Below are 15,768 nucleotides of genomic sequence, written 5' to 3'. Positions count from 1 at the left end.
TGCCGTCTTCCGTTCGCCTCACCGCCGCCCGCCCGACGCCCGGGCCCCCTGGCTCCCGCCGTACCCGGGTCCCGTACGCTGCTGCCGGTTCGACCGGGCGACCGACCGGGCGAGGATCAGGGGAAGCGGGGCACATGAACGGGAAGCGATGCGTGGGGACGGTCGCCGTCGCGGCGGCGGCGGTGATCGCGGTGACCGGACCGGCGGGTGCCGAACCGGCCGCCACGACATATGACACCAGCACCTCGGTGGGTGTCCACAACGCCTACGAGAAAGACAAGTACCCCTACTTCGCGGATGCGTTGGACTCCGGCGCCGCACTGGTGGAACTCGACATCTGGTCCAACGGGCTCGGCAGGTCCTGGCGGGTCTCGCACAGCAACCCGCTGGGGAACAACAACAACTGCGAGGGCGCAGCGAACGCCGCGGAGCTGCGCACCAAGGACCGCGACCAGGACTTCGGCGGCTGCCTCGCGGACATGAGGGCCTGGCACGACGCCCATCCCGGCCACCGCCCGATCCTGGTCAAGATCGAGATGAAGGACGGCTTCAACGCCAAGGGCGGCCGCGGTCCCGCCGAATTCGACGCGCTGGTACGGCAGAAGCTGGGCGACGCGGTCTACGGCCCCGGTGACCTCACGGCGGGGCACCGCACCCCGGACGAGGCGGTCCGCGCCAACGGCTGGCCCGCCCGCTCCGCGCTGGCCGGGAAGTTCCTGATCGAGCTGATACCCGGCACGGTCGAGGAGCAGAACCCCCTCGACAAGCTGTGGACCGACGTGGAGTACGCCTCCCATCTCAAGGACCTTGCCGCGCAGGGCGCCCTGGACCGGTCGACGGCCTTCCCCGCGGTCCACGGCGCGGTCGCCGGCGACCCCAGGGAGCGCTACGCCGACCCCGCGCTGCGGCCCTGGTTCGTGGTCTTCGACGGCGACGCCGCGACCTACCTGAACGGCAGCATCGACACCGCCTGGTACGACACCCGCCACTACCTCCTCGTGATGACCGACGCGCACAAGGTCCCGCCGGTGCTGGACGGCACGCATCCGACCGAGGCCGAGGCGCTGGCCCGGGTCTCCCAACTCGCCGCCGCACACGCGAGTTTCGCGACGGCGGACTGGTATCCGCTGCCGTCGGTGCTCGAGACGGTGGTGCCGCGCGGCGCCTGAGTGGCCCCCGGCTACGCCGTGGCCCGCCGGTACAGCGCCGCCACGCCCGCGTCGAAGCGGCTGCTGTAGGAGGTGGCGTCGTCGCCGCCCTCGTCCAGCCCGCCGATGACCCCGATCAGGGAGCCGGTACCGGTGGTCGGGTCGACGTCGGTGAGCATCGGGCCGCCGCTGGTGCCGTTGGGGAAGCCCGGGCAGGAGAAGCGGAGTTGGGTCGGTCCCTGGGCGTCCGCGGTGTGCCGGCAGGCGAGGGGGGTGTCCCGGTCGTCGGGGTATCCGGTCAGCTGGGCGGGGCGGCCGGGGGGAGTGCCGAAGCCGATGCGTTCGGCGCCGGTGACCTCCTCGATGGTGCGGTCGTCCGGATCCGGTCCGGCCCGGCGCATGCGCAGGAAGGCCACGTCCCGGTCGGGGTCCCGGTCGCGGATCCAGCGCGGGTCGACGTCGATCCGGCTGGGCACCCACAGGCCGTACGGTGCGATCCCGTCGTGCAGACCGGGCGCGAAGACCAGCCGCGTGCGGAAGCCGCCGTCATGGACGCAGTGCGCGGCGGTGACGACGAGATCGCCCGCGCGGGAGTGCACCACGCTCGCCGTGCAGTGGTGGGTGGGGTCGCCGTCGTCGCCGGGGGAGAAGAGCGCGCCCACCGGCGGCAGGGGCGTCGTGGGTGACGCGACCGGCGGACGGGACGCCGAGAACGGGGCGGGCGGGCCGGCGCGCTCCGCCGCCAGGTGCGGCGGCGGTCCCGGCCGTTCCCGGTACGGCCCGGCGAGTACCGCGGCGGCGGCCGCGTTCCCGGCGCGGAGCCCGGGAACGTACACGCCCGCGACGGGGTCCCCGGAGGCCAGGTACGGATCGCGCCCCCCGGACCACAGCACCACCGCCGTACCGCCCGCCATCAGCGTCGTCGCCAGCAGTGCCAGGGTCACCCGCAAGGGCGCTCCGCCCCGGGCCCGCCCGCGCCCGGCCGCCTCCGTGGGCCGCGGCGGCCCGCCCGCCGTGGTCCGTCCGCACTCGTCCGTCTCCACCAGCTGCCGCCTCGCCGCATCAGCGGGCCCGCCCCGTCGTACGGACAGGTCGACCCAGAACCAGACATTTAAGACATCTTGCCTAGTCTGCGGCATGGCGGCCCGGCAGTCCGGCTTCCGCCGCTACGCGGTCGCCGGATTGTGCCCGATCAGCGTCTGCGCCAGCCCGAACTCGTTCGGGAAGTCCATCGGGACGATGCCCAGGCCGCGCCAACCGCTCGCGCCGGAGCCCGTGAGCAGGCTCTTGACCTGCGGATTGAGGCGGTCCGCGGTGGACCGCGGCGGCAGCAGGGCCGAGGTGCTGACGTAGTTGACGTACAGCTTTCCGGGCCCGGCGGCCGCCTTGCGGAACTGGGCCTCGACCTTCGGCCACTTCCCGAACGGCTCGGCCATGTAGTCGTCCTGGATGTCGAAGAGCGCGGGGTCCGCGTACCGCACCCCCGGCATCCCGTCGGAGTCCGCCAGTAGGACGACCTTCCCCCGGGCCTGGCCCAGTGTCGGCAGGCCGCCGTCGAGGCGGAAGAGCGAGCGGTAGCCCTTGTCGTCGAGGTAGCGGTCGAAGATCCGGCGGAACTCCTCGGCGGCGACCTCCGAGTACTCCTGCTTGACCCGCATCAGGACCGTCTCGGTCGGGTGGGACCCCAGGAACGCCCGGCAGGCATTGAGCACGTCACCGAACATCAGCTCCTGGTAGAAGGCGCCGTGATGGATGGCGAAGGCATCGTCTGTCGCCCGGCAGCGGACATCCAGGAAGCGGATGCCGGAGGCGAGCTGGGCGTCGATGGCGGTGTTCTGGCAAGCGACCCAGGGGCCGCCGAGGCGGGCACCGGAGTCATGGGTGCCCGGGATCGTCAGCCCTTGGACGGGGGTCGCGTCGGCCAGGGCCGACATCCAGTCCTGGACGGAGGCCGCGGCGAGCGGCGAACCCCGCCCCGCCGCGCCGGCCGTGAACTGCGTGCTGCCGACGCCCGCCAGCACTCCCGCCGCCGACAATCCGGCCGCACCCCGGAGAAAACCCCGCCGGTCCAGTCCCATTCCGCCACCCCTGCCCCTCGACGCTGCATGCCGCACGGCTGCCCGACGCGTACGCGCAGGCCCGCGTACGCCCGTCTACGAACGTGTGATCGGGGCATCGAACCATACGGGCGGCGAAAGCGGCACCCGGCCGGCGGCCCCGGCCGGGCGGGGCCGCAACGGCCGGGGCGGGAGTGGCGGCGGCGCCCGGCCGGTGTCAGGTGCGGACCGACAGGGACAGCGCGAAGCGGTCCGCGCTGTCCGTCCACCACTGGCTCAATTCCATGCCGGCGGTGGCGAGTTCCCGGCGCACGCCGTCCTCGCGGAACTTCGCGGAGATCTCGGTGCGCAGCTCTTCCCCCTCGGCGAAGGACACGGCCAGGTCCACGCCGGGAATCTTGACGGTCAGGTCCTTGCGGGCCCGCAGCCGCATCTCGATCCACTCACGCTCGGCGTTCCACCGCGCGACGTGCGCGAAGTCGGCGGGGTCGAAGTCGCCGCCCAGTTCGCGGTTGATGACATGCAGCACGTTCTTGTTGAACTCGGCCGTCACGCCCTGCGCGTCGTCGTAGGCCGCGACCAGCGTGGCCTCGTCCTTGACCAGGTCGGTGCCGAGGAGCAGGGCGTCCCCCGGCTCCAGGAGGCCGTGCACAGAGTGCAGGAACGCGGCCCGCTCCTCGGGCAGCAGATTGCCGAGGGTGCCGCCGAGGAAGGCGAGCAGCCGCGGGCCGGGCGACTCGGGGAGGGTGAGGCCGCGCTGGAAGTCGGCCACCAGGGCGTGCACCGTCAGCCCGGGGTGCTCGACGAGCAGCGCCTTGCCCGCCGCGGCCAGGGCCGACTCGCTGACGTCGACCGGCACATAGGTGTGCAGACCGGTGAGCGCGCCGATGAGGTGGCGCGTCTTGTCGGACGAGCCGGAACCCAGCTCGATCAGGGTGCGGGCGTCGGTGGCCGCGGCGATGTGCGCGGCGCGGGTGAGGAGGATCTCCCGCTCCGCGCGGGTCGGGTAGTACTCGGGAAGTTTGGTGATCTCCTCGAAGAGCTCGCTGCCGCGCGCGTCGTAGAACCACTTGGGCGGCAGCTGCTTGGGTGTACGGGTCAGCCCCCGGGCGACATCGGCGCGCAGCGCGGCGGAGGTGTCGTCGGCGGGGAGGGTGCGGGTGATGCTGAGGCTGCTCACGCGGCGGGCTCCTTGAGCGGGGTGAGGTGGACGTCGGTCCGTGTGGCACGCACCAGGGTGCGGTCCGGGACTTCGGTCCACTGGGGGGCGTCGTCGTAGGGCTCGGAGGCTACGACGGTGCCGCCTCCTGGGACGGTCAGGTGGAAGAGGGTGTCGCCCCAGGTGGTGGCGGCGATGGTGGTGCCGTCGGTGGCCAGCAGATTCAGCCGGGAACCGGGCGCGGCCGCCGCGACGGCCGTGACGGTGCCGGCCAGCGCCTCGCCCAGTTCCTCCCCCTCCGCCAGCCGGTTCCGCAGCAGCGCGAACAGGAACGCCGCGTCGCAGCGGGCGGGCAGCCGCAGCAGCTCGACGGCAGGCAGCGCGGCGGCCAGGGGGGCGAGCGAGTCGGGCCAGCCGAGCACCGCGCCGTTGTGGCTGAACAGGTGCCGGCCGGCGGCGAAGGGTGCCGCCGCGGCCTCGGCGTCCGCCCCCGCCTCGGTGGCGTCCCGGACGGCGGCGAGCAGCGCTGTGGTGCGCACCACCCGCGCCAGGTCGGGGAGCAGGTCGTCGGCCCAGATCGGGCCGGCCCGGCGGTAGCGGGCCGGTACCGGGTCATCGGCGGCGTACCAGCCGACCCCGAACCCGTCGGCGTTGACCGTCCCGTGCAGTTGGCGGCGCGGTGCCCACGACTGGCGGTACAGCCCCTGCGGTGGCTCCAGCATCACCTGGCGGACGGGTATCTCCGGCCCCACGTAGGCGAGGTGACGGCACATCAGCCGATGCCTCCCCGGTGGTGGAGGGCGCCGCCCGCCGTGCTCCGGGCGGCCCTCATGCGCCCGCCATCGGGTCGGCGTCCTGCGCGGTGCGGAACCCGGAGAAGATCTGCCGCCGCACCGGCAGGTCCCAGTTGCGGAACGTTCCCCGGCAGACGACCGCGTCGACCGCGAAGGACCCGCCGCGCAGCACCTTGTACTCGTCGCCGAAGAACACCTCCGAGTACTCCCGGTAGGGGAAGGCGGCGAAGCCCGGATACGGCAGGAAGTCGCTCGCCGTCCACTCCCACACGTCACCGATCAACTGCCCCGCGCCGAAGGCCGACCGGCCGTCGGGGTAGCTGCCGACCGGAGCGGGCCCGAGGTGGCGCTGGCCGAGGTTGGCGTGGGCCGGGGTCGGGTCCTCGTCCCCCCAGGGGTAGCGCCTCGCCCGCCCGTCGGCCGGATTGTGCCGGGCGGCCTTCTCCCACTCCGCCTCCGTCGGCAGCCGGCGGCCCGCCCAGCGCGCGTAGGCGTCCGCCTCGTACCAGCTGACGTGCAGCACCGGCTCGTCCGGCGGCACCGGCTCGGTCACCCCGAATCGCCGGCGCAGCCATTGGGCGCCGTCCCGCTTCCAGAACAGCGGCGCACGCAGCCCGTGCTCGCGGACATGGGCCCAGCCCGCCTCGGTCCACCAGCGTGGCTCGTCGTAGCCGCCGTCCTCGAGGAAACACCGGTACGCGCCGTTGCTGACCGGCGCGGTGTCGATCAGGAAGGAGGGCACCAGCCGGCGGTGCGCGGGACGCTCGTTGTCCAGTGCCCAGGGCTCGGTGGAGGTGCCCATGGTGAACGGGCCGCCGGGGACCAGGACCTCGGAGGGGAGGATGTCGTCGGAGGCGGCCGGCGGGGCGGGCGCGGTGAGCACGGCGGGCCCGCGCCGCAGCTGGTGGGTGATCAGCATGGTCTCGTCGTGCTGCTGCTCATGCTGCGCGATCATGCCGAAGGCGAAGCCGGACTCGAGCAGCGGGCCGCCGTGCAGCGGGCTGGACTCCAGGATGTCCAGCACCCGGCCGCGCACCTCGGCGACGTAGCCGTGTGCCTCGGCGGGTGCCAGCAGCGGCAGCGAGGGGCGCATGGCGCGCGGATGCTCGAAGGCGTCGTAGACGGAGTCGATGTCCGGGCGCAGCGGGTCTCGGCCGCCGACCGTCCGCAGCAGCCACTGCTCCTCCTGGTTGCCTATGTGGGCCAGGTCCCAGACCAGGGGGGACATGAGCGGGGAGTGCTGCGCGAGGAGGTCGGGTTCCTCGACGCAGGTGGTCAGCAGGCGGGTACGGTCGCGGGCGGCGAGCAGCGCCGAGGCCGCCCGCTCACGAAGCGACTCGGGGTCGATGGTCACTGGATGTCCTTCCAGGGAATGCGACCGCCGGCCGGGGGCTCGGTGACGTCCGGGGCGTCGGCGGCGTACGCGGGGTCGGCGGCGTACGCGGGGTCGGCTTCCCCGGCGTACAGGGCGTCGAGATGGTCGTCGGCGGGGCAGCGGCCGCGCGCCACATAGCGTTCGGTGAAGTCCGCGACGGCCGCGCGCACGGCGGGGGAGGCGCCCAGCCGGGGCAGCGCTTCCTGCGCGGCGGCGAAACAGGCCACCGCCGCGGCGTGCAGCTCCGGGTCGGTCAGCGCGCCGCGGGCCGCGCGCCGCCACAGCGGATTGCGCGGTGCGGGTCGCGAACCGGCCGTCTCCGCAAGGGGTTTGACGATGCGGTAGGCGGTCTCCGTCGCTTCCGGGTCGTCGAACAGTGCGGCCGTCACGGCCAGCGGCACGATCCAGCCGCCGTCGCCCGCCTGTGCGTCGATCATGCGCAGTTCCAGGTGGCCGCGCGGCCGGACCGGCGGGAAGAGGGTGGTGACGTGGTAGTCGAGATCCTCCTGGGTCGGGGTTCTGGGCAGGCCCGTACGGATCCACTCACGGAAGGTGAGTCCCTGCGGCGCGTCCCAGGGGCCGTTCTCGGACCGCAGGCACATCACCGGGGCGTCCAGCACGTAGCGGGCCCAGGCGGCGCGGGGGTCCGCCTCCTGGGGCGGCGCGAGGGTGCGGTCCGGGTCGAGCTGGGACCAGACGACCTGGCGGGTGGTGCGGTAGCCGGTCGGGCAGCCCTCGCTGGTCGGTGAATTGGCGAAGGCCGCGGCCAGCACCGCGCCCAGCAGATGCGCCAAGAGCCAGCGCCGGCCGTACCCGAGCGGCCCCGGCTCCTCGTACCCGGCGTCGACGCAGACCTGCACGGACGCCGTGGCGCACATCATGGCGCGACCGGCGCCGCCCCAGCGGTCGAAATAGGACTCCATCGCGTCGTAGCGGGGATCGGTCAGGATGCGGTGGGGGGCGTGCCACGGATTGTGGCCGTGTCCGGCCAGGCCCAGCCCCATGGCACGCATGGCGGGACGGACCAGCGCCAGATCGGCCGCGACGGAGTCGATGCAGGCGGTGAGGGAGGTGGCGGGGAGCGAGCTGAGCTCCAGCTGGCCGCCGGGTTCGAAGGTCAGAAGGGAGTGCAGGGGCAGGGCGCGCAGCGCCGTGGCCGCGGTGTGCAGCCGGGACTGTTCGACCGGACATCGGGGGTTGCGGGCGTCGTGGACCAGCAGTTCGATCTCGACGCCGAGCCGCCGTGGCGGGCCGGTCTTGAAACATATTCCGCGCAGGTGGGCTTCGAGGTCCGCCTCGGTCGCCGCTGGTCTTACGGGCATCGGGTCCTTCTCCCCTCCGGGGCACCGGCAGGTCTACCGTCCTCCACCTAAGCGGCTCGCCGCCCCGCGCTCAAGGGCGCATCGGCCCCTGCGGACGGTGGCGGGCGGCCGAAGGCCGCTGAAGTCGGCGGGCGGCAACAATTCGTGAGCGATGGGTCCGTTGGGGTGAGGGCCGGTGCCGCCGGGTGACCGCCGGGCACGCGGAGCGACCGACCGTGCCGCCGCCCGCTGGACGGCCCCGGTTCGCCCTCACTCCGGGCCCCGCCCGCCGCGCTGTCGCGAGCCGCTCCGTGCACTAGTGCGGCTTGGGGCGTGCCGGGTCTCCCGCTGTGCGGGGAAGGGCGCCGCGCCCCACCGAAACAGACGGACGAAAAGGGGCGGGGAAGAGGTAGGGCACTAGTGCGCTATGGGTGAATTTCCCTGTCCCTGCCCCCAGTTCAGGGCTTGTGGGCACTGTTGTTTACGTCGTATATTCGCTCCATGGGGAACACCGACATACTCATCTCCGGCGCCGGCATCGCCGGACCCGCACTCGCCTACTGGCTACGCCGGGCCGGCCACACGGTCACCGTGGTCGAGCGGGCCCCGGCGCCCCGGCCGGGCGGCCAGACCGTGGATCTGCGCGGCGCCGGCCGCACGGTGATCACGCGCATGGGTCTGATGGACCGAGCCCGCCGGGCCGCCGTCGACCAGCGCGGCCTCGCGATCGTCCGGGCCTCCGGCCGGATCGCCGCGCGCATGCCGGCCGACGGCTTCGGCGGCGAGGGGATCGTCTCCGAGATCGAGATCCTCCGCGGTGACCTCGGCCGCCTGCTGTACGACGCCACCGTGCCGGACACCGAGTACCTCTTCGACGACACCGTCACGGGGCTCGACCAGGACGACGACGGCGTCACCGTCACCTTCGAGAAGGCCGCCCCGCGCCGCTTCGGGCTGGTCGTCGGCGCGGACGGGCTGCACTCCGTGGTACGCGCGCTGGCCTTCGGCCCGGAGTCGCAGTACGTCCGGCCGCTGGACCTCTACACCGCCTGGTTCACCGCCACCGAGGAACTGCCTCTCGACGGCTGGTACCAGATGCACAACGCGCCCGGCGGGCTCGTCGCGTCGGCCCGGCCCGGCCGGCTCCCCGGCGAGATCAAGGCGGGCCTCAGCTTCCGGTCCGCGCCCCTCGTGTACGACCGTCGCGACACCGCCGCGCAGCAGGACCTGGTGGCCCGGCGCTTCGCCGGTGCGGGATGGCAGGTGCCGCTCCTGCTGCGGGCGATGCGCTCCGCGTCGGACTTCTTCTTCGACTCCATGGGCCAGGTGCGCCTCGACTCCTGGTCCCGCGGCCGGGTGGTGCTGCTCGGCGACGCCGGCTACTGCCCGACGCCGCTCACCGGCCTGGGCACCAGCCTGGCGCTGGTCGGTGCCTACGTCCTCGCCGGTGAACTGGCCGCCGCCGAGGGGGACCACCGCGTCGCCTTCCGGAACTACGACCGGGTCATGCGTCCCTACGTCGGCCGGGCCCAGGAGCTGCCGCCCGGCGGCGCGGCGGGATACGCGCCCTCCAGCGCGCTCGGCATCCGACTGCGGAACGCCTCGATGAACTCGATGACCCGCTGGCCGATGCGGAATCTGCTTGCCGCGCAGTTCGCCAAGGCGGGAGACATCGACCTGCCGGACTACGACCGCCTCGCCGCGTCCGCCGACGGAGTCGTCGAGGCCGGGAGTTGAGGCGAGGCCGGGAGTCGACGGCGGGGCCGGGCGGCGCCCCGGGTCGTGCCCGGGGGGCCCTCACTGCCGGTAGCCCGCCAGGAACCGGCCGATCCGGCTGATCGCGGCGTCGAGGTCGTCGGCGTGCGGCAGGGTGAGGATGCGGAAGTGGTCCGGGCGAGGCCAGTTGAAGCCGGTGCCCTGGACGACCTGGATCTTCTCGCGGAGCAGCAGATCGAGCACGAACTTCTCGTCGTCGTGGATCCGGTGCACGGCGGGGTCGAGGCGGGGGAACGCGTACAGTGCGCCCTTGGGCTTGACGCAGGAGACGCCCGGGATCTCGTTCAGCCTCTCCCAGGCGATGTCGCGCTGTTCGCGCAGCCGGCCGCCCGGCAGGACGAGGTCCTGGATGCTCTGGCGTCCCCCGAGCGCGGCCTGAATGGCGTACTGCGCGGGGGCGTTGGGGCACAGCCGCATGGAGGCGAGGGTGTCCAGGCCCTCCAGATAGTCGGCGGCGTGCTCCTTGGGGCCGGAGACGACCACCCAGCCGGAGCGGAAGCCGGCGACGCGGTACGACTTGGACAGGCCGCTGAAGGTCAGGCACACCAGGTCGGGGGCGAGCACCGCGGCGTGGTGGTGGACCTCGTCGTCGTAGAGGATCCGGTCGTAGATCTCGTCGGCGAAGACCATCAGCTGGTGGCGGCGGGCGAGATCGAGCATGCCTTCCAGCAGTTCGCGCGGATAGACCGCGCCGGTCGGGTTGTTGGGGTTGATGATGACCATCGCCCGGGTCCGGTCGGTGATCTTCGAGGCGAGGTCGTCGAGATCCGGCAGCCAGTCCGCGGACTCGTCGCACAGGTAGTGCACGGCCCTGCCGCCGGCGAGGGTGGTGACCGCCGTCCACAGGGGGAAGTCCGGCGCGGGGATGAGGACCTCGTCGCCGTCGTCGAGAAGGGCCTGCACGGTCATCGAGACGAGCTCGGAGACGCCGTTGCCGAGGTAGACGTCGTCGACGCCGACCTCGGCGAACCCGGCATCCTGGTAGCGCTGGGCGACTGCGCGGCGGGCCGGGAGGATGCCGCGGGACTCCGTGTAGCCGTGTGCGCCGGAGAGATTGCGGACCATGTCCTGGAGGATCTCCTCGGGGCACTCGAAGCCGAACAGCGCGGGGTTGCCGGTGTTCAGCCGCAGCACGCTGTGCCCCGCCTCCTCCAGCGCATTGGCGTGCTCGATCACCGGCCCGCGGATCTCGTAGCAGACGTCGGCCATCTTGCTGGACTGCTTGAACTGCATGCGGTGGTCTCCCGGTCCCTTGCGCACCGCGCGGTGCGGCTGCACTCTCGTTACACCGTACTTGCCTGCTTGGTTTTACCAAGTAGCGACTTGGAAAGTCCAACCATTGTCTATGCTGACGGCATGCCGCGCCGAAGTTATGACCAGTACTGCGCCCTCGCCCGAGCCCTGGACGCCGTCGGTGACCGCTGGACGTTGTTGATCGTCCGGGAGCTCCTCGGCGGCGCCCGGCGGTACACCGATCTGCACGCCGATCTGCCCGGCGTCAGCACGGACATGCTCGCCACCCGCCTGCGGGACATGGAGCGCGACGGACTGCTCACCCGCCGCCGGCTCGCCCCGCCCGGTGCCGCCTTCGTCTACGAACTCACCGACCGCGGCCGCACCCTGCTGCCCGCGCTCACCGCGCTCGCCGACTGGGGCGCCCCCGACCTGGACGAGAAGCGCCCCACGGACGCGGTCCGCGCCCACTGGTTCGCGCTCCCGCTCGTCACCCGGCTCGGCCGCCACTTCACGGACGGCACGGACGTGGTCGACATCGCCCTGGACGAGGGGGAGTTCCATGTCACACTCGACGGCCCGGACGGCCCCGGCTACGCCGACGGCCCCGCCGAACACCCGGACATCCGGCTGCGGATGGACGCCGCGACCTGCGCCGACATCGCGTACGACCAGCTCTCCCTCGCGCAGGGAATCGAATCCGGCAGGATCGTGGTGGGCCTCCCCGAAGGATCCGGCGGCCGGCAGCGACGAAAGAGGACGACGACGGCATGACGACGCGCCCCCTGGCGGTCTTCGACCTGGACGGCACCCTTGCCGACTCCGGTCATCGCCAGCATCTGCTCCAGCGCACCCCGCGCGACTGGCGGGCCTTCTTCAAGGCGGCCACCGAGGACCCTCCGCTCACCCAGGGAGTGGCCCTCGCCCTGCGCAGTGCCGAGGACTGCGAGGTCGTCTACCTCACCGGCCGCCCCGAACGCTGCCGGCGCGACACCCTCGACTGGCTCGCCCGGCACGGTCTGCCCGAGGGCGCCCTGTGGATGCGCCCGCACAACGACCGGCGCCCCGCCCGCCGGACCAAGCTGGAGATCCTCCGCCGCATCGCCCGCGACCGCGAGGTCCGGCACGTCGTCGACGACGACGAGCTGGTGTGCGACGACTGCGAGGCGGCGGGGTTCGCGGTCGTCCGGGCGCGGTGGGCCGCTCCGTCCGCGACCCTGAAGGATGCTCAGGAGCGCGCGGGCCGTACGTAGTCACGGCGGCTCCCGGCCTCACGCCCCGGCATGGAGGTAGGCCGCCCACAGCGACGGTGCACGCGGGAACCGTTCGCGCAGCGTCCGCACGGTGTGGTGCAGGGCCAGTGCCGAGCGGCGGGTGTCCAGGGTGCGGTCGTCGGTGCGCAGCCGGGCGTAGAAGGTGTCGGCGACGGTGACCGACAGTTTGTCGTCGATCGCCCACAGGGTGCCGACGACGTGGGGGAATCCGGCGAGCTGGAGCGCGGCGGTCGGATGGATCGCCTCGTCGGCGGGCGCGGCGGTCGGGGTGACGGCCGGGTGACAGGCCGACAGATAGGCGAGCTGTGCCCCGTCGAGCCCTGCGGAGGCCAGGCCGGCGACGGTGAGCGGATCGCTCTCGTGGTCGTGGAGCAGGATCCGGCTCTGCGACGGATCGGTGGGGTGGCTCTCGGTGTGGCAGGCGAAATGGGCGACGGGGCAGGCCGACAGGCGTTCCAGGACCTGCGCCTGGGTGGGCACCGGCCCGCCGGGGCCGGAGCCCCGGCGGCCGTCGGATCCCCACAGCACGAGGGGATCGTCCAGCCGGTCGCGGAGCACGCCCACCTCGGCGGCGACATGCTCCAGCCGGCCGTCGCCCGGCAGGCCGGGCGTGGTGGGCATGGCCACGACCAGCGCCCGGGGCGGTGCGGCGGCGGACTCCGGGGCGTGCCGCCGGGCCCGGTGCAGCGCGCGCACCGTCGGGGTGTAGGAGGAGACCACACGGTCCAGGACCGTACGCCGGTCCGGGGCATCGGGCGGATCGGTGTGGTGGCCCGCGGCGTGCAGTGGCAGCAGACCCAGCAGTCCGCCGGGCGCCCACCACACCCGCGGCCACGGAGCCCCCGGCGGCAGTGGGTCGTGGTACCCCAGCTCCCGCAGCACCGGCTCCGCCGCGGCGTCCCACAGCCAGCCGAGCATGTCGGTCAGCGCGAGCTGGGCCGCCCGCCGGCGCCTGCGGTGCCGGTGGGCGGACGCCACCCGCAGCTCCTGGTGGAAGGCGGCCACCGTCCGGGTGAGGGCGTCGTGCCGGAGCCCGGGCAGGGGGACGGAACGGATGCCGTCCCCGGTCAACAGCAGCGCATCGCTGCGACGTGGGCTGATGTTGAAGACCACGACGGGGCCATGCGCCGCCTCGCCGAGCAGCTCGGCGGCGGTGGGCGGACGCCCGAAGGACTCGAACCCGTCGAGCGCCCGGACCGCGGCCAGCGCCTGGGCGAACTCGGCCGCCGTCCGGTCCCGTTCCGGTAGCGGCGGCCGCCCCGTCGCCGCGGTCAACTCCAGCTCCACGCTCGGCAGACCGCGTCCGCGCCCGTCACCCGCGGGCCGGTCCAGGCGGTCGCGGAGCGCGGTGAAACGGGCCGCCGTCTCCGGGTGGGCGAGCCGCAGCTCCGTGAGACCGTCACGGGTGTCCGGCGCCCGCCCGAGGAGTTCCGCACGCCCGGCCTCCAGCAGCCGCAGCGCCCGCGCGGCACGTTCGCCGGGCGTACCGCGCGGATCGCTGAGCGCCAGCGCTGCCGCGTCCGCGCAGAGCCCGGCGAAGGGGTCAGCGGTCTGCTGCCCGGCGCCCGGCTCCGGCCGCCGGGGCGTCATCCCGGGCAGTGCCCGTACGGCCGTCTCCAGCAGGTCCGCGGCCCGGCCGGGTGCGTCGGCGGCCAGCAGCCGGCCCGCGCGGTACGCCGCGGCTGCCCGGACGGAGGGCGGCGTCGCCGGGCCGTCCGCCGCCTTGGTGTACGCCGCCACCGCCGCGTCCCGGTCCACCGGATCCCGGGTGCGGCGGTACCGGTCGTCCAGCGCGTCCCCGAGATGGGCGGCGAAGGCCGCGGTGTCGGGCAGGCCGTCGGGGGCGGCGGCGACCGCCGCGCGGAGGGCGGCGATCGCCTCGTCCTGATCGGACCGGTCGCCGGTGGTGGCGAAGCGCAGGCGCAGGGCGTTGCCGAGGTTGGCCAGATACTGCGTCCGCGCCGGGTCGGCCCCGGACGTCGCCTCGGCCGCGGCCCGGAACTCACGGGCCGCGGCGGCCAGATCCGTGGTGTCGTGGGTGCGCAGGAACCGCGACCACAGCCCGAGCCCGAGATGGTTGAGCACGCCCGGCCGCACCGGATCACCGGCCGGCATCACGGCCAGCGCGGAGCGGGTCAGGTCGATCGCGGTGTAGAGGTCGGCGGCGTTGGCGCGGGCGTCGAAGCGGAGCAGGAGGGCCAGCCCCAGGTTCGACAGCCGCGCCGCCCGCTGCGGATGGTGGGCCGGGGTGGCGGTCAGCACCTCCTGGCCGGCGGCGACGGCCGCGTCCAGGTCGGCGAACCTGCCGGCCAGTTGATAGCGGTTGCGCAGCGCGCTGCCGAGGTTGGCGAGGGCGGACAGGCGGCTGGGGTCCGGCGCGGGGAAGTCGTTCACGGCGGACCGGAGCAGGTCGACGGCGCGGTCCAGATCGGCCCCCGCGCCGGTGCGCTGCGCCCGGGTCTGGAGAGCGACGGCCACATTGCTCACCGCCACCGGACGCTCCGCGAAACCGGCCGGGGCCCGCTCCACGACCTCGGAGCCCGCGGCGATCGCCTCGTCCAGGTCCGCCGTCCGGTGCGAGCGCGCGAATCTGACCTGGAGCAGGGTGCACACCTCGACGAGGCCGGCGTAGCGCGCCGGATCTCCCGGGTCCGCGGTCGCGACGGCGGACCGGCCCAGGGCGATCGCCTCGTCCAGATCCGCCCCGTCGCCCAGCCGCTCGTACCGGGTCATCAGGGCGGCCCGCAGGCTGGTCAGATGTGTCTTCCGCTCGGGGTGGTCCGCCGCTGCCGCGTCGACCGCTGCCCGGAGTGACGCGATCGCGCCGTCCAGGTCCGCGGTGGCTCCGGTGCATCGGAACCGGCCCAGCAGCGCCGTCGCGGGACGGGCGAGGTAGCGCACCCGGTGGCGGTGGTCCTTCGGCGTCGCGTCCAGGATCCGCTGCCACAGCTCGGCGGAGCGGGTCAGCGCGGCGGGATCGGTCCCGGCCATCGCCTGCTGGAGCACCCGGGCCGCCTCGGCCGCGGTCGCGTCGGCGAGCTCCGGCAGCAGCGGCGCCGGCAGCCCGGCCGTGCCGGCCAGGAAGCACGGCCGGAGGATGTCCACCGCCTGCTGTCGCTCCCGGGACCCTTCCTCGCCGGGCAGTGCCCGGGACCTGATCCAGTACAGCCGTCCCAGTGCCGCCCGCGCCGCCAAGTCGCCCTCGACGCCGAGTGTTTGAGCGAGCCGCTCGGCCTCCGCGAGCGCGCCCTGCTCCAATGCCGGTCCCGTGTCGCCGGATTCGTCGATCCGTCGCAGCCGCAGCCGTACCGCGGCGAGGTGTGCCTCGCTCATGCGCACCCAACGTAGCCCCAACTGGCCCTCGGACAGGCCGGATCGCCCGATGCCCCGCATTCCGCGAGGCCGCTGTGCTAGGCGGTGGTGACGGTGACGGCGGTGGTGACGGTGACGGCGGTGGTGGACGGCCGGCAGCCGGGCCTGCGGCCGGGGCCGCGCCGGGCGGCCGCCGCACCCGGCCGGGCCCCGGCCTCCGGGGCGGGTGCGCCGCCGCGGACCCCCGGGCGGGGTGCGCGCCGGGCGCCTCTCATACCTCGTCAGGTGCGGTCACCCGGACGGCATATGTGCACGGATGCCGGCCCTCCGTTCGGCCGA

13 protein-coding genes are annotated in these 15,768 nt (G+C 73.9%); 4 read left to right on the top strand and 9 right to left on the bottom strand.

Translation table 11 applies throughout. The features are described from left to right. Positions 1 to 134 precede the first annotated feature (134 nt). Entirely contained in the window at positions 135 to 1,169 is a 1,035-nt protein-coding gene (locus ACGFML_RS14400) for a phosphatidylinositol-specific phospholipase C domain-containing protein (protein WP_393543451.1), read from the top strand. Positions 1,170 to 1,180: 11 nt separating this feature from the next. Here the strand turns inward: ACGFML_RS14400 and ACGFML_RS14395 are convergent, their stop codons facing one another. The 6 genes from ACGFML_RS14395 to egtA form a co-directional block, all read right to left on the bottom strand. Then, positions 1,181 to 2,092 (bottom strand): trypsin-like serine peptidase, encoded by a 912-nt coding sequence (locus ACGFML_RS14395; protein ID WP_393543449.1) that lies wholly within the window; start codon positions 2,090 to 2,092, stop codon positions 1,181 to 1,183. A gap of 222 nt (positions 2,093 to 2,314) precedes the next feature. Then, on the bottom strand, positions 2,315 to 3,226 hold the full coding sequence (locus ACGFML_RS14390; protein ID WP_393543448.1) for a phosphatidylinositol-specific phospholipase C domain-containing protein: 912 nt from the start codon (positions 3,224 to 3,226) through the stop codon (positions 2,315 to 2,317). A gap of 196 nt (positions 3,227 to 3,422) precedes the next feature. Continuing rightward, complete coding sequence (gene egtD / locus ACGFML_RS14385; RefSeq protein WP_393543446.1) at positions 3,423 to 4,385, bottom strand: L-histidine N(alpha)-methyltransferase; 963 nt, start codon at positions 4,383 to 4,385, stop codon at positions 3,423 to 3,425. After that, complete coding sequence (gene egtC / locus ACGFML_RS14380) at positions 4,382 to 5,137, bottom strand: ergothioneine biosynthesis protein EgtC (protein ID WP_393543444.1); 756 nt, start codon at positions 5,135 to 5,137, stop codon at positions 4,382 to 4,384. Before egtC ends, egtD begins: the two co-directional genes overlap by 4 nt. A 55-nt stretch (positions 5,138 to 5,192) precedes the next feature. After that, positions 5,193 to 6,512, bottom strand: a complete 1,320-nt coding sequence (gene egtB, locus ACGFML_RS14375; protein WP_393543442.1) for an ergothioneine biosynthesis protein EgtB — start codon at positions 6,510 to 6,512, stop codon at positions 5,193 to 5,195. Then, positions 6,509 to 7,855: an ergothioneine biosynthesis glutamate--cysteine ligase EgtA gene (gene egtA, locus ACGFML_RS14370; RefSeq protein WP_393543440.1), complete on the bottom strand. Its 1,347-nt coding sequence runs from the start codon at positions 7,853 to 7,855 to the stop codon at positions 6,509 to 6,511. The genes egtB and egtA overlap by 4 nt, the downstream gene beginning before the upstream one ends. A gap of 480 nt (positions 7,856 to 8,335) precedes the next feature. Here egtA and ACGFML_RS14365 point away from each other — a divergent pair, with 480 nt between their 5' ends. Further along, entirely contained in the window at positions 8,336 to 9,571 is a 1,236-nt protein-coding gene (locus ACGFML_RS14365; RefSeq protein ID WP_393543438.1) for an FAD-dependent monooxygenase, read from the top strand. A 60-nt stretch (positions 9,572 to 9,631) separates the two neighbouring features. Here the strand turns inward: ACGFML_RS14365 and ACGFML_RS14360 are convergent, their stop codons facing one another. Next, a complete protein-coding gene (locus ACGFML_RS14360) occupies positions 9,632 to 10,843 on the bottom strand; it encodes a pyridoxal phosphate-dependent aminotransferase (protein WP_393543436.1) in 1,212 nt (403 codons plus the stop codon). Positions 10,844 to 10,966: 123 nt separating this feature from the next. On the opposite strand from ACGFML_RS14360, the gene ACGFML_RS14355 reads away from it, so the two are divergent. Next, a complete protein-coding gene (locus ACGFML_RS14355; protein ID WP_393543435.1) occupies positions 10,967 to 11,617 on the top strand; it encodes a winged helix-turn-helix transcriptional regulator in 651 nt (216 codons plus the stop codon). Next, entirely contained in the window at positions 11,614 to 12,096 is a 483-nt protein-coding gene (locus ACGFML_RS14350) for a hypothetical protein (protein ID WP_393543433.1), read from the top strand. Before ACGFML_RS14355 ends, ACGFML_RS14350 begins: the two co-directional genes overlap by 4 nt. A gap of 18 nt (positions 12,097 to 12,114) precedes the next feature. Here the strand turns inward: ACGFML_RS14350 and ACGFML_RS14345 are convergent, their stop codons facing one another. Next, positions 12,115 to 15,450, bottom strand: a complete 3,336-nt coding sequence (locus ACGFML_RS14345; RefSeq protein WP_393543431.1) for a CHAT domain-containing protein — start codon at positions 15,448 to 15,450, stop codon at positions 12,115 to 12,117. A 77-nt stretch (positions 15,451 to 15,527) separates the two neighbouring features. Then, complete coding sequence (locus ACGFML_RS14340; protein WP_393543430.1) at positions 15,528 to 15,704, bottom strand: hypothetical protein; 177 nt, start codon at positions 15,702 to 15,704, stop codon at positions 15,528 to 15,530. Between the last annotated feature and the right edge of the window lie 64 nt (positions 15,705 to 15,768).

It is taken from the genome of Streptomyces sp. NPDC048650 (assembly GCF_043199095.1).
In the GTDB taxonomy this organism is placed as follows: domain Bacteria; phylum Actinomycetota; class Actinomycetes; order Streptomycetales; family Streptomycetaceae; genus Streptomyces.
Note: the sequence above shows the minus strand (reverse complement) of the source record. Positions and strands in the feature narration are given on the sequence as shown.

Bases quoted from the DNA above. Each gene is read 5' to 3' on its own strand.
- ACGFML_RS14400 (WP_393543451.1), top strand. From the start codon at position 135: ATGAACGGGAAGCGATGCGTGGGGACGGTCGCCGTCGCGGCGGCGGCG.
- ACGFML_RS14390 (WP_393543448.1), bottom strand. From the start codon at position 3,226: ATGGGACTGGACCGGCGGGGTTTTCTCCGGGGTGCGGCCGGATTGTCG.
- egtC (WP_393543444.1), bottom strand. From the start codon at position 5,137: ATGTGCCGTCACCTCGCCTACGTGGGGCCGGAGATACCCGTCCGCCAG.
- egtA (WP_393543440.1), bottom strand. From the start codon at position 7,855: ATGCCCGTAAGACCAGCGGCGACCGAGGCGGACCTCGAAGCCCACCTG.
- ACGFML_RS14365 (WP_393543438.1), top strand. From the start codon at position 8,336: ATGGGGAACACCGACATACTCATCTCCGGCGCCGGCATCGCCGGACCC.
- ACGFML_RS14360 (WP_393543436.1), bottom strand. From the start codon at position 10,843: ATGCAGTTCAAGCAGTCCAGCAAGATGGCCGACGTCTGCTACGAGATC.
- ACGFML_RS14355 (WP_393543435.1), top strand. From the start codon at position 10,967: ATGCCGCGCCGAAGTTATGACCAGTACTGCGCCCTCGCCCGAGCCCTG.
- ACGFML_RS14350 (WP_393543433.1), top strand. From the start codon at position 11,614: ATGACGACGCGCCCCCTGGCGGTCTTCGACCTGGACGGCACCCTTGCC.
- ACGFML_RS14345 (WP_393543431.1), bottom strand. From the start codon at position 15,450: ATGAGCGAGGCACACCTCGCCGCGGTACGGCTGCGGCTGCGACGGATC.
- ACGFML_RS14340 (WP_393543430.1), bottom strand. From the start codon at position 15,704: ATGAGAGGCGCCCGGCGCGCACCCCGCCCGGGGGTCCGCGGCGGCGCA.